The sequence below is a fragment of the Thermococcus thermotolerans genome, from assembly GCF_024707485.1.
GTDB classification, from domain to species: domain Archaea; phylum Methanobacteriota_B; class Thermococci; order Thermococcales; family Thermococcaceae; genus Thermococcus; species Thermococcus thermotolerans.
Map to the genome: position 1 here is coordinate 1527158 of NZ_CP102602.1, position 13280 is coordinate 1540437.

The window sequence follows — 13280 nt, forward strand, 5'->3', positions numbered from 1 at the left end:
AAAAAGTTTGAGGTTGTAACCAAAAAGAAAAGTGATGGGGTTAAATTCTCTTGACCTTGAACACTGGAACTTCTGAGTTCTTGAGCACTGAGGATAGTTCAGTACCCATGAGTTCTATGTGTCTCCTGAACTTGGTTAACAGGAGTTCCTTAACTCTCTCTGCAACTTCCTCTTCATCATTGACACTTATTCTGGTGAGGAGGAGTGCAATGAACCTGTCAAAGCTTATTGACTTCTCATTCTTAAGCTCCTTGAGGAGCTGGTAGACCTCTTCCCTCAACTCTTCTTCATCAACCCCTCTCATTCTTGTGGCTTTTGAAAGATTCACAACAAGGGCTTTGATGACCTTGCCTTTGATTCTGACAGTCTTAACCCTTGCAACATCATTGTACTTGCTATTGATTACCCTTTCAAGCTCTCTCAGACTCTTAATTTCTTCAAATAGGGTGTTGTTCTCTCTGAGTATCTTGAGTGCTGAGCTGGTAACAATTAGTTCTCCATCTTCTGTCTTCTTGATGAAACTTGAGTTTTCCAACTTTTCAAGCATGTCATCAACATAAATTAGCATTTCTGAAACATCATCCTGTTGTGATTCTATCTCCCCTATGAGATTTGCAGTGTTCTCCAGTACCCTATCAATCCTCTTGACAAGTTCCATTTTGTTGTGCTTCTCTGCAATGACTCTGAGTAGGATTAGTCCCTGCCAAATCTGACTGTAGAGCTTTAGCCTTCTGGAGTGTATGTCTGTTAAAACATCCCTCATTTTCTTGTAATACATTTTAGCATACTCTGAGAAAGTCATTTTGTACTGGTTCATTATTGAGAGCACTTCATCAAGCATATAGTACCCTGTTCCCCCAGTGATTTCTTCAATCAGGTCTATTGTTTCTTCATCTGTGAAGACATATGCTTTCTCTTCCTCATTACTAAGCTTAATCTGGATAATCCTATCCTTGAATGCTTCATCATTTGTAACAAATCTGGTATTGCTGGTAACAAAGAGTGTGGCTCTGAGGTCTATGCTGACTGTACTGAGGTCTGCCCTGCCCCTGCTGATTGATTTAACACCAGTCAAGTAGGATTTTATGAAATCTCTTAGATTGTTGTCTATTTCCCTTGATGACACATCATCAAGCACAATTGGGAGTGTGGCCAGGCTAAGTGCACTAACAATTCTGAAGTTGCTTTTAGCTTCTTGGATTGAGAGCTTCTTTATTGCAAAGAGTTTCTCTGAGATGAATTCCATTAGGGTTGATTTTCCCAATCCTGGTTCCTTGCTCCAGACCCAGATAAGGGGCTTCAATCTTAGCTCATTGTTGAAGAAGCTACTGAATAAGGCCCCTGATACCACTGCAAAGAGCTTGTCATCCCTGATTCTGTTGAAGACTTCCAATGCCTTTTCTATATCTTCCTCTGATACTTTTTCTTGGTAATTTCTGACATCTGAGACACTGTATGTCTCATTATAGAATTCTGTGGCATTGTGAGTGTATTTCTTCTTCTCTTCATTCCATTCTACTTCAAAGACTTCTGATACCTTGGTTATCTTAATTCTGTAATATCTGATGAGTATGTCAAAAACTGCCTGAAGTATGGTCTCTATTTGCTGTTTTGACTTCATTCTAACAAGGGGTGAACCATACAAGTACTCTGCTATCCTTCTGAGTGGGGCTTGCCTGAATTCCTCATTTGTGTATTCTGATTGGATTTTGACTGTGTAAAGCCACTCACTTGTTTTCTTCATATCATTTCTCTTGACTATGACTTCCTTCAGGATGATTCTTGCCTTGATGAAGTATTCTCTACCTACTAACTGGTCCCCTTCATCATTCTTCTTGTACCAGGCAAGGGCTATGCTATCCCTGTAAACTTCAACATCCATTATTCTTCCCTTGTTGCTGATTCTGACCCTTCCCAGGAACTTTCTGTTGTAGGTTTGACCATGTTTCTTAAGTAACTCAATTATGTCATTTTTGAGCTTTATTATGACATCCTTTGCTTCTGAGAGTTCAATTTTGTTGGCTGAAGCAAACTGACTGAGTCTTCTATCCTCAAGTAGTTCTCCTTTGTCATTTTGTATAAAGAAGAAGCTAACTGTTGCTATTTTATCCCTACCCTCCTCTTCAGCCTTTTTTGTAATGGACTTCACAATGCTCATTCTTTGTTTGTACTCCTCATCACTCAAGAGATTGATGAGTTCTTCTGTAATATAGTAAAGTTGTTCCTCAGTGATTCTTGTATATTTGTATATTGTTGCCAGTGTGAAGAACAAGAGGTTGTGTCTTGTCCCAATTGCATAATAATCTTTGATGATGAGGTAGATTTCCTTTGCTATACTGTCCAACTTCTCTTCTTCCAAATCAACAACTTCTTCTTCCTCATACTGTTTTTCTGTTCTTGTTTTGGCCTTCTTTTTCTCTTCAAGCTCCTCTATGAGCTTAATTATGACTTCTTTCTTTGCTGTTTCATCTGTTTGGTAGATAATCTTTGCCTGTTGCTTTGACTCTTGATTTATGCTCCAGGGGATTCTGATTATTCTAGCAAAATCATATATGTTGTCTGCCTTGCAATCAGTACCCTCAAACAGCTCTGCCAGGGCTGAGAGTCTCTTGTATTCCCCCTCTTTTAGGGGTGTGTTAAGTAGTATCTTGATATGTATTCCCCTACCAGAGTGAATTACTGTATATGGTATTCCCCTCTTCTTGAGCTTCTCTTCAAGTAGTGGAGCAATTTTTGTGTTCAATTCCTTCATTGTGATAGTCTGGTGTTCTCCCTTATCCAAATCAATATAGGTGACCCTGCTCTCCTTGAGGGCATACTTTTCCTTCCTCTGCTTCTCCTTGTAGATGAAAATGCTGTGGTAGATGTTGTATTTTTCAAGGTTTTTCATTATCCAGTTCTTGATTTTCTCTGGCTCTTCTTTGAGTTCTCTGATTGTGAAGTAGAAGCTCTGTTTCCCCCCTTCTGGTCTTCTGAAGAGTACAATATACCAATCCTCCCTGTCCCCCCAGCCCTGTTCTTCAATATAATATCTTCTAAGGTACTCTACAATCTCCTCTGCTGTTTTTTCAGTAATCTTTAAGTGTTCATTACTCCTATTATTATTGAGGATTTGGGTGCTTGCCTCAGCCATGACTCATCACTCCTTTCCATCATACCTCTTTCTTTTTCAAAACCAGGAGCTGGGTCAAACACTCTCTCAACTTCCCACTGTGGCACCTCAAGAATTAGTTTCTGAGTGTTTTTCTCTACATCTATCAGTATTGTGACATCTACTGTGAATCTAGTCCCTGAGAGGCCATATTCAACCATGAGAAGGTCTATGATTGATGTTGGGATTTGGTATATGACAACATACTTTTTGTAGTTGTACATTTTACTGATGAATTTAATCTTCTCTCCTTTGATGATTATCTCTGCATTTGCCTTGTCTTTTCTTTTTAGTTCTATGAGGCTGTCAAGGTGTTTCTTTTTGACTGATAAGTAGCCTGCTCCATTTTGAATGTAAACAATTCTCCCTGAGACTGTGATTTTGAACTGTGTTGCTGTGAGTTGCTCCACAATAACATTATCATCAAGCTGATTGGTGACTTTACCCATCATGGTTCATCACCTCCTTAACCTTCACATAACATAATATTACAGAATGCTTAGGATAAAAATTAGAAAAATTGATTTTAGCAAGCACTGAGTTGAATTCAAACTCCAACTCAACATCAGCAGTCAGGGGTTCCTTGAGCTTGTAAATTCTGATTAGAGTCCTCATGATGCTCACTGGAAGGTAAATCCTGTAATTATACTTGTTTTCAAGAACTTTTGTGATGAGCTTGATTTTATCCCCTCCCACTTTGATTTCAACTGGAATCTCTTGTGGGAAGCTCACCTTGTTCTTCAAGTCTGATTCCTTGTTGATGATGATATACCCTGCTTCATTGCTAATATAGATTCTTTTCTTTGAAAATTTGAAAGATTGAGAAGGGGTGAAGCCTGTCACAATGTACATGACCAGCCACCCCTTCAATTCTCAACTATGATACCTGCCCTGACATCATACTCATAACCATCAACTCCTTGTATTTCCTGAGCTGTTTCTTTTGCTTCCTTTATTGCATTCTTGAATGCTTCTATGACTTCCTCTTTGTGTTTTTCAAGGAATTCTGAGAGTTTGAGGTCATCATAGTCTTCATAGTCATCACTGTCAAACCAGTGGCTCTCATTCAAGTCATCATAGAATTCCCAGTCCTCTTCTCCAATCTTTCTGGCAAAGTAGACTTCTGAAGCAATTATGAACCTGTAAAGCCCCATATGGCCCTCTTTTTCTGCTCTATTGACTGCTCTGAGGAGAGCTTCAAAGTGTTCTCCATCACTGAATTTGTAATACTCTCTGTGTGCTCTGTGTACTCTACCAAATCCAGTGAGTGCTTCAAAGTATTCATCTTCAAGTTCTTTGAGCTTCTTCTCATCAATCTTGGTTTGGATATCATCAACCTTACCCCCTGTCATGGCAACCACCTCCATCACCAATCTTCATTTTTATAATAATACAAAAAGTACTTAGGGGGTATCAAAAAACAACACCCCTAGGTGCACACTATTGTTTATTTTACTGAGGAAAATGTACAATGTTAGCTTGTTGAATTCTTGTTTAAACCAGATGCTTTTGACATGGTATTCCTTGAAGATGGCTTGTGTGAAGTCACTGTCAAACTCAATTAAGTCATCATTACCCCTGTGGACAACTTCCTTCTCAAGCTCCAAGAACACTTCATCATTCCAGCTTGGAATGATGAAGTAAAGCTTGATATTGTCAAACTGGTTGATGAGTTTGTTGTGTAGCTTGAGCACTGTTCTATCCTTGACTATGACTTCAAAGTCTCCTTCATCAAGGGGGCACTCATAAAGCCCCCCAACCTCAAAACCATCAATCCCAACCTTATTGTGGGTACTTGCCCCAGTCATAACTCATCACCTCCTTCATTGTATAATTGTACAAAAACTACTTAAAAAGTTAATCATTATTTCAAACATTTGTGTACAGTAGTGCATCAATAAAACACCAAAAACATTATAAACTTTTTATTGGTATCCTTGTTGAGGGGATTGGCCATGGAACAGGAGTATTATGTGATGTATGGGATTGATGCTGGGGATGACTACTTGAAATTCCTCACTGCTGAGGAGTTTGAAAGTGTCAAGGAAGCTATCAAAAAATTCACTAGTAGTGAGTGTGTTTTTTGTGACCTCCCAGACCAGCAGAGACTTAAACTCTTCAAGAATAATGTGACATACCTAGCAAAGAAGCTAATAGAAAAAAGGGAGCTAGAACTTATTTCAAACAGTGTTGTATTCCTTGATGGGGATGATGTTGATGATATGGGGTCTGATGATGAGGCTAAAGAGATTATCAACACACTTATAGAGAATGCTGAATTTATCAAAAAACTCACAGTAGAGTTTTTATACAGGTTTAGAGTGTTAAGCACTGAGATATTTGTCTTCAAGTTAATATTTGCTGAATGATTGTTTTCATTATTTCCATTAGCTTTTCTATGAGTTCTTGAGTGTTTACTATAATTGTATTTAGGATCATGCTCAGCCTAACACCATGTCTTTGTAATAATCCATATAATGAGTATGTAATGATACTAACAACAACTACAGCAATAAGTGTGGGTAGTCTTCTTATCAAAACCACAATGATGTAACTTATGAGCAATATGATTATAAGTTGTGAAATAATCATAGCCCCCATCAGAAATTAAGAACAATTACATCTTGAAGATTATGTGTGAAAAAACTTTATCATACTCTTGTTTAAGCCTCTCTATTTCCAGTTTCAGGTAGTTTTGGGTTGTTACTAATCCCTTGTGCCCAACAATCAGCTGTAAGACCATGCTATCCCCATTTTTCCTTTTCCATTCTTGTATGAAGAATTTTCTGAGGTCTTTAAGCCTCAATTCTGTATTCAAGTCTTCTCTGAAGATTTTATCTAAATATGTTTTGTTTGATTGGTATATTGTGAAGTCAAATACTCTCTCATTCTTTTCCAGTCCTTGTAGATGCTTTTCCAGTAGGCTTCTCACTTGGTTTGTGAAAAATGTCACCCTGAACTCCCTTTTCTTTGTGTATTCTGATTGGATATATATTGCCCTACTCTCTAAGTCTATATCTCTCTTCTTCAACTTTAAAGCCTCCACAATCCTCATTCCAGTAACTGATAATAGGAGAATCAAAAGAACTAATTGGTCTTTCTCACTATTGGGTAGTTTACTCTCCTTGACAATCCTAATAAACTCTTCTACATCTTCCTTTTTGACTATTTTGATTTGATGGTTCACTTTCTTGTAGGAGAAGAGGTTTAATAATCTCTCATCAACCCCAACAACCTTGCAAAGTTTCTTTACATACATCAAGTACCTGTTGTAGGTTTCATCACTCCATTTTTTGTCTATCATCTTGAAAAACCTCTTCAGTGTTGGGTAGTCAACTACATAATTTGAGAACTCCAGAAAAGTGTTGATAATCTTCTCTATATGTTTTTTGTGCCTGGGTGTGATGTCTTTATTTTCATAGTGCTCCCAGAAAAGTTGCAGGTGTTCTTCTTTAATTCTCCACTTCTTTGTGAAGAGGGTCTCACTCTCAAAATTGTCCTTTTTAGCAGAATTTCCTTTAAAGTATTGCTTTTTAGCAGTAAAAACTTTCCCTTCCTTTGTTTCCCCAAAAAACCTCAAGGGGGCTCCAGACTCATCATCCCTGCAGAGGTTAGCCATTGGAGGTTAATAACGTTACCCAGAGTCAAGAGCCCCCACTGAATGCCCTCCACTGCGACCATTCCAATTTTACAAACACAATTGAAAGTGCGCCAAATGCATGACATTTTATCCAATTATATTTCACAAACCTTAAAACATATGATGTTCATAACCATTAACGTTAAAGTACACTAACGTCAGCAAACGTGGCATAAGGCATTTACATGCACTAGAATGAACTTATATGGGGGTGCTTCAATGGGCATGTTGGTGGACTTTATCAACTGGTTGGACGGAGAAGTCTGGGGCCTGCCGATGATAGTACTGCTGGTGGGCACCGGGCTCTTCCTGACAATAATACTGAAGGCGATTCAGTTCCGCCGCCTCGGGTGGTCCATAAGGTTCACCCTCTTCGAGGGCAGAAAAAAGAAAGGTGAGGGCGACATCACCCCGTTCCAGGCACTCATGGCAACGATAGCCGGAACCGTTGGTATCGGAAACATCGCAGGTGTCGCAACGGCTATCCACTACGGTGGCCCCGGAGCCCTCTTCTGGATGTGGGTCACGGCGCTCGTAGGAATGGCAACCAGGTACTCAGAGGGTCTTCTCGGTGTCGCCTTCAGGGACAAGTTGCCAGACGGTACCATGATAGGCGGGACTTTCAACTTCCTCGAAAAGGGCTTCGCCATGGAGAACATACCAAAGACCGGCAAATATCTCGCCTCGATATTCACCCTGTTGTTTGCTCTGTTCGTTGCCAAGTCTGCATTAAGCTTCAGCGGTGCGCTTCAGATCGGCGCAATAATAGTCGCCGTACTGTTTGCAATACTGGGCATCTTCCTCCTCAAGGACGACGCCTACCCGACTCTCGGAAAGGTGCTGGCGGTACTCTTCGCGCTCTTCGCGGCCATAGCTGCCTTTGGTATAGGAAACATGACCCAGTCCAACTCAGTTGCTGACGCAATGAAGACGGCATTCAACGTCCCGATGTGGGTCACAGGGCTTGTACTGGCGGTTTTGACATTCATAGTTATCGTCGGCGGTATCAAGAGGATCGGTGAAGTTGCTGAAGCCCTCGTTCCATTCATGGCAATAATCTACTTCCTCTTCGCCATCGGCGTCTGGATAAAGTTCGCAGGAAAGCTACCAAGCGCCATCGCACTTATCATTAACGATGCCTTCACCGGAAAGGCCGTCGCCGGCGGGGCCATCGGAAACGTCATCCTCTGGGGTGTCAAGAGGGGTCTGTTCTCCAACGAGGCCGGTCTCGGTACGGCAACCCTTGCCCACGCCGCGGCCAAGACCGACCACCCGTCGAGGCAGGCGCACGTTGCAATGCTCGGTCCGTTCATCGACACCCTGATAATCTGTACCCTCACCGGCGTCTCGATAGTTGTCACCGAGGCTTACCTCAACCCGGAGCTCAACGGCGCACCGCTCACCCAGGCAGCCTTCGCGGCAGCCTTCGGACATGCGGGCGAGATAATGGTTGCAATAGGCATCGTGCTGTTCGCCTACTCTACGATACTCGCCTGGTCGTTCTACGGCAGGCAGAACGTCATGTACCTCGCCAAGTGGCTTGAGCAGGACCCAGAGAAGTTTGCCAAGCTCTATCCCAGGCTGCACCTCATCTACAACCTGCTCTTCGTCGTCTTCATCTACATCGGTTCAGTGACCAAGCTCGAAACGGTCTGGACTTTCTCAGACATGATGAACGGACTGATGGCAATACCGAACCTCATAGGCCTGCTCGTGCTGTTCTGGTTCGTCAGAGAAAAGACCGACGAGTTCATCGCGGCCAACCCGTGACCTTTTCGTTTTTTCCTTTAACATTTCGGGGCGGTAGTTATGTCTTCTGAGTATCCGAGAATAATTGTCACTCCTCCAGGCCCAAAGGCCAGAAAGCTGATAGGGAGGGAAAAGAGGGTTATATCCCCCGGCCTTGGTGTCAAGCTCTTCCCCGTTGTCCCGGAGAGGGGCTACGGGGCACTGATAGAGGACGTCGACGGCAACGTATTCATAGACTTCTTAGCTGGAGCGGCAGCGGCTTCCACCGGCTACGCACATCCAAAACTGGTGAAGGAAGTTCAGGAGCAGGTTGCGAGGATACAGCACTCAATGATAGGCTACACCTACAGCAAGAGAGCCATAGAGGTCGCCGAGATGCTCGCTGAAAAGGCCCCCATCGAAGACCCCCTGATTCTGTTCGGACTGAGCGGAAGCGACGCGATGGATTTAACCATGCAGACGGCGAGGTTTGCAACGAAAAAACCCTGGATAATAGCCTTTATCGGTGCCTATCACGGACAGACCTACGGGGCAACCTCGATAGCGGCATTTCAGAGCTCCCAGAAAAAGGGTTTATCCCCCCTCATCCCCAACGTCGTGTGGGTGCCCTACCCCAACCCCTACCGGAACGTCTGGGGAGTAGACGGCTACGAAGAGCCCGACGAGCTGATAAACCGCTTCCTCGACTACCTTGAGAGCTACATCTTTGCCCATGTGGTTCCTCCAGATGAAACGGCCGTCCTTATAGCCGAGCCGATACAGGGGGATGCCGGAATAGTCGTGCCTCCCGATGACTTCTTCATCGAGCTCAGGAAACTCCTCGATGAGCACGGGATACTCCTAGCTATGGACGAGGTGCAGACTGGAATCGGAAGAACCGGGAAGTGGTTCGCGAGCGAGTGGTTTAATGTTGAGCCGGATCTCTTGGCGTTCGGAAAGGGTGTTGCCAGCGGTATGGGGCTCAGCGGTGTCATCGGGAGAAGAGAGCTGATGGAAGGGCTCACTAGCGGTTCGGCGCTTCTCACGCCGGCAGCAAATCCCGTCATCTCTGCGGCTGCCTACGCCACGCTGAGAATAATTGAGGAGGAGAATCTGCTAGAAAATGCCCTGCGCGTTGGTGTCATCATCCAGAAGCGACTGAGGGAGATGCAGGAAAATTACGAAGTAATCGGAGACGTCCGCGGGAAGGGGCTGATGATAGGAGCAGAGATAGTCAAACCTGACGGAAAGCCGGACCCGGAGCTTACCGGGAAGATATGCTGGCGCGCCTTCGAGCTGGGCCTCATCCTGCCGAGCTACGGAATGTCCGGAAACGTCATCAGGATAACGCCACCGCTCGTGATAACAGAGGAGCTGGCCGAGAGGGGCCTTGAGATAATGGAAGATGCCTTGAAGGACGCACTGGCGGGAAAGGTCACCCACAGGGTCGTGACGTGGCATTGAGAGCCTCAGGGCTCTTTTTAATATTTCTTCATCCGCTAACCCTTTAAGCCGTGCGTCAGAGGTTATCCCGGTGCTGGAGATGTTCGAGTTACTGAGAAAGGCCTACTGGAAATGGCGCTCCCGCTGTCCGTTCGTGAGGAAAATCGAGGAATGGAGAATGAGGCGAAAGGCAAGGGAGTTCAGGGTTGAAACAAGGAGATACTAAATCTTGAATCTTTTTATCCCGGGCTTCACTGCTCTCAAATTAGTATCCATTTTTTGTGTACTATTTTAAGTGGTGTGCTAAATCTGAATAGAAAAATCTTTTAAATTTATACTGTCTCTAGTATTTTGGTGAAGCAGGTATGAAGAAATTAATAGGTCTGTGGTTGGTAATGCTAATTGTAGGCATGACAGTAAGTGCGGGAGCGTCAAACAACTACGTCAAAGCGGCAACAACCGGCCCCTACGAGGAATTCTGGCGGATTCTTAACAGGGAAGCCGAACTCGTGATCCAATTCAACTCCACAGGTAATGTCTCCCTCGCCCAGGAGTTGATCCAGAACTCCCGCCTAGGCGCTGAGAACGCGGTTAATGTCTCAGCGTTAATCTGGCAGGCTCTGGAAGAACTGAAATCCTCAGGAGTTAAAACTTATTACACCGCTCAAGAGCTCCAAGAGATGGCGCAAAACATCAGCCAGAGCGGCCTGCCCAACGAGACTGTCCAGTCCTTAAAGGCTCAAGGCTGGACTGACACTCAGATCCAGGCTTTGGAAGAGTACATTGCCCAGAACGCTGGAGAGATTAACCAAGACTTCAACATGACGGCCTTTCTTGAGGAGTTCTCAATGGCATTCATCAACGTGGCATTCAAATACAACGAGTATGAGGCATGGACACTGAAAAGATGGAAATGGACGAGCACCCAAAAAGCCCCTCAGGTAAGTGGCGGCTACCTCATGAACCCAGCACTCGGTGGGGACTGGGTTATACTGTACCTGAGGTATTCCCAGAGGGATTATCAGAGAATGGAGCCTGCCGCTAAAACATTGAGACAGTCAATGTATGACCTCATAACAGGCGCCGGCGGGAGTGTCACCCTGTTATCCTACGGTGAAAGCGCTTCGCCCTCCCCGCTCCAGGGAAGTGTGGACTCAATTATATGGGTAGAGAACGGTGGGCTGCTGATCACCGTAACCACGAAAAAAACAACGACGACCGAGGTCATAACAGAGAAAACAACCTATTACTGGCCCAGCGCCCTGAGAGCATACGAGCTGGTGGGCAATGTCTACACCCTCATAAAAGCGAGGAACTATGGAAACAACAACCCCAAAATCGATTCCATACTCAATCAAAAGATTGCCGAGCTCAAAGAGGCCCTAAAGGTTGCAGTAGTTTCCAGTGAAGTCACGAGCACCCCCATAACAAACCCAACACCGGTAAAACCGGTTCCTATCAAGCCAGGCGACCCAGTAATCCCTGATCCCCTACCGAAGCTCCCGCTGGATTCCACTACAACAACTGGCACAATCACTACCGGTTCGAGTGATGCCGGTGGAGTAACCCTAGACGGAGTTTTAATAGACTCAAACGTGCTCAGGGGAGCGCTCGATACCCAGAACGATCCAGGTATATTGACGATAACAGACGTGGCAGTTATCGTCGACAAGAACGTTTCGGGTGAGGTCACGTACCATGTTAAGGTATCTCTCAAGGCAGAGAACAACGCGGTCAGCAACATCGGGATCAACGTTAAGGATTACACAACCGGTGGTTCTGACTCTGGAACTGTCTCATTCCTCAATTCTGGGGAGAGCTATACCTGGAACACCAAAGGCTTCACATTGGCCCACACAATGGCCGGGGAGCTTATCGTGAGTGGAAAAGTTGAGATAGCTTATACCCCCTCCTGCGGCGCAGTGCCGCTCTCCGGAAACCAGGGGGTACTTTCGACCTCCCCCAGCTGTCAGGAGAGGACTGTAACAAAGGAATACTCGGCAACGATAAACCTTAAGTCTCCAGTGGACTGGAGGATGGTCGGCATTAGAGTGGAAGCCTCACGGGAGAGCATTACGAAGGGTGAGAGCGTTACCTACAGGGTTATCGTGGAGAACAACAACAGCAAGGCCTTGAGCGGGGTGAGGTACTCCATCACAGTCCCGTATTCCATAACCAAGTCATCCACACAAACTGGGACAACAGACGTCCCGGCAAACGGGAAAACCATTCTGTATGAAAAGACCATAACTTACACTGACACTGGCACTTACGTTGTTCACGCTTCAATCTACTGGAACGGACACTCAAAGAGCGCCAGTAAAAGTGTTACAGTGACTTCAGGAACTTTAAGCATAACCGGCGTTGACGTCTCGCCAGCGAATCCGACACACGGGGACAGTGTAAGTTTTGACGTGAGCGTGAAAAACCCAGTTTCCAGATCCAGAACATTAACGGTAAAGCTTTTCATTGATGGTCAAGAAAAGTCGAGGGAGAGCCTCACGATCGGTGCCGGGGGTTCTGGGGTGGTGAGCTTAACTTGGACTGCCCAGGCTGGAGAGCATGCGTGGAGGGTTGAAGTCTGGGAGGGCAGAAAACTGGAGGCGTCGAGGAGCGGGAGCATCAGGGTCAATTCCAACGGAGATAGTCAGAAAAGTGGATCCAACACAATCAATGCAAACTTGGAAATTACAGACTTCGCTTGTATGCCAAAAGAAGTTGGGCTGTATGAATGGAGACTGGACAGAGACAAGGTTTCTTGTACCGTTACTATACAAAATAAAGGTCCAGAAATCCAAATAGCCCCAAGAGTTGTGATTGATGACATCGAGACCTTTTGGCTTAATATAAGAACGTTACCAATAAACTCCTCAATAAATCTACAGTATGAGGTTAAGTTCAGCGATGGACTGGCTCAAATTATGTATGGACCATCAGCAACTGCATTGAGCTTTGTTCGTACTGTTGAGGAAAGCGGCGGAACTGTATGCCAGCGTGGAGTATGCTACAACTCGACAAGAATCTACTACTTGCCCGAGAATCATACGATAAGCCTGAAAATTTACAAGGCAATAAACTTTATGCCAACGACAGAAGCACTAACACAAAGTGAGAAAGAAGTCATCACAGTCAAATACGACGGATACGTGGAGAAGAAAACAATGATTTATTATTTCAAGATCGGCAAGACGAGTGCCGAAGTTCTTGGGCTATATCTAACAGTGGAATATGCAGCTGTAAAGGCTGGAGCAGAAGCAGGTTTGAAAGAACTAGGAAAAGAGTTCCTCAAGAAGGTATTGGATTGGTTAGTGGGGTGAT

Annotated in this window: 11 protein-coding genes; 5 read left to right on the top strand and 6 right to left on the bottom strand. The window is 44.6% G+C overall.

Features of this window, described 5'->3' with window-relative positions:
• Positions 1-40: 40 nt before the first annotated feature.
• Genes NUS69_RS08655 through NUS69_RS08675 form a run of 5 tightly spaced genes read right to left on the bottom strand, consistent with a single transcriptional unit; the run spans position 41 to position 4959 of the window.
• Positions 41-3133, bottom strand: coding sequence for a hypothetical protein (locus tag NUS69_RS08655; RefSeq protein WP_258083398.1), 3093 nt, complete (start codon positions 3131-3133; stop codon positions 41-43).
• The gene (locus NUS69_RS08660) at positions 3079-3603 is read right to left on the bottom strand and encodes a hypothetical protein (protein WP_258083399.1); all 525 of its coding nucleotides are present in this window, start codon (positions 3601-3603) and stop codon (positions 3079-3081) included. Before NUS69_RS08660 ends, NUS69_RS08655 begins: the two co-directional genes overlap by 55 nt.
• Positions 3593-4003: a hypothetical protein gene (locus NUS69_RS08665; protein ID WP_258083400.1), complete on the bottom strand. Its 411-nt coding sequence runs from the start codon at positions 4001-4003 to the stop codon at positions 3593-3595. Before NUS69_RS08665 ends, NUS69_RS08660 begins: the two co-directional genes overlap by 11 nt.
• A gap of 14 nt (positions 4004-4017) precedes the next feature.
• Positions 4018-4518, bottom strand: a complete 501-nt coding sequence (locus NUS69_RS08670; protein WP_258083401.1) for a hypothetical protein — start codon at positions 4516-4518, stop codon at positions 4018-4020.
• 36 nt (positions 4519-4554) lie between these two features.
• Positions 4555-4959, bottom strand: coding sequence for a hypothetical protein (locus NUS69_RS08675; RefSeq protein ID WP_258083402.1), 405 nt, complete (start codon positions 4957-4959; stop codon positions 4555-4557).
• Between the two features lie 141 nt (positions 4960-5100).
• On the opposite strand from NUS69_RS08675, the gene NUS69_RS08680 reads away from it, so the two are divergent.
• Complete coding sequence (locus NUS69_RS08680) at positions 5101-5520, top strand: hypothetical protein (RefSeq protein ID WP_258083403.1); 420 nt, start codon at positions 5101-5103, stop codon at positions 5518-5520.
• Between the two features lie 248 nt (positions 5521-5768).
• Here NUS69_RS08680 and NUS69_RS08685 read toward each other — a convergent pair whose 3' ends face one another.
• Positions 5769-6770: a tyrosine-type recombinase/integrase gene (locus NUS69_RS08685; protein WP_258083404.1), complete on the bottom strand. Its 1002-nt coding sequence runs from the start codon at positions 6768-6770 to the stop codon at positions 5769-5771.
• Positions 6771-7010: 240 nt separating this feature from the next.
• Between NUS69_RS08685 and NUS69_RS08690 the strand changes: the two genes are divergently transcribed.
• The 4 genes from NUS69_RS08690 to NUS69_RS08705 all read left to right on the top strand — a co-directional run bounded on the left by NUS69_RS08690 (position 7011) and on the right by NUS69_RS08705 (position 13279).
• Complete coding sequence (locus NUS69_RS08690) at positions 7011-8561, top strand: alanine/glycine:cation symporter family protein (protein ID WP_258083405.1); 1551 nt, start codon at positions 7011-7013, stop codon at positions 8559-8561.
• Between the two features lie 39 nt (positions 8562-8600).
• The gene (locus tag NUS69_RS08695) at positions 8601-9983 is read left to right on the top strand and encodes an acetyl ornithine aminotransferase family protein (protein WP_258083406.1); all 1383 of its coding nucleotides are present in this window, start codon (positions 8601-8603) and stop codon (positions 9981-9983) included.
• Between the two features lie 70 nt (positions 9984-10053).
• Positions 10054-10188 (top strand): hypothetical protein, encoded by a 135-nt coding sequence (locus tag NUS69_RS08700; RefSeq protein ID WP_258085145.1) that lies wholly within the window; start codon positions 10054-10056, stop codon positions 10186-10188.
• Positions 10189-10327: 139 nt separating this feature from the next.
• Positions 10328-13279: a hypothetical protein gene (locus tag NUS69_RS08705; RefSeq protein WP_258083407.1), complete on the top strand. Its 2952-nt coding sequence runs from the start codon at positions 10328-10330 to the stop codon at positions 13277-13279.
• Position 13280: the final 1 nt, after the last annotated feature.

Coding starts and splice junctions, on each gene's coding strand:
- NUS69_RS08655 (WP_258083398.1), bottom strand. CDS start 3,133: ATGGCTGAGGCAAGCACCCAAATCCTCAATAATAATAGGAGTAATGAA.
- NUS69_RS08660 (WP_258083399.1), bottom strand. CDS start 3,603: ATGATGGGTAAAGTCACCAATCAGCTTGATGATAATGTTATTGTGGAG.
- NUS69_RS08665 (WP_258083400.1), bottom strand. CDS start 4,003: ATGTACATTGTGACAGGCTTCACCCCTTCTCAATCTTTCAAATTTTCA.
- NUS69_RS08670 (WP_258083401.1), bottom strand. CDS start 4,518: ATGGAGGTGGTTGCCATGACAGGGGGTAAGGTTGATGATATCCAAACC.
- NUS69_RS08675 (WP_258083402.1), bottom strand. CDS start 4,959: ATGACTGGGGCAAGTACCCACAATAAGGTTGGGATTGATGGTTTTGAG.
- NUS69_RS08685 (WP_258083404.1), bottom strand. CDS start 6,770: ATGGCTAACCTCTGCAGGGATGATGAGTCTGGAGCCCCCTTGAGGTTT.
- NUS69_RS08690 (WP_258083405.1), top strand. CDS start 7,011: ATGGGCATGTTGGTGGACTTTATCAACTGGTTGGACGGAGAAGTCTGG.
- NUS69_RS08695 (WP_258083406.1), top strand. CDS start 8,601: ATGTCTTCTGAGTATCCGAGAATAATTGTCACTCCTCCAGGCCCAAAG.
- NUS69_RS08705 (WP_258083407.1), top strand. CDS start 10,328: ATGAAGAAATTAATAGGTCTGTGGTTGGTAATGCTAATTGTAGGCATG.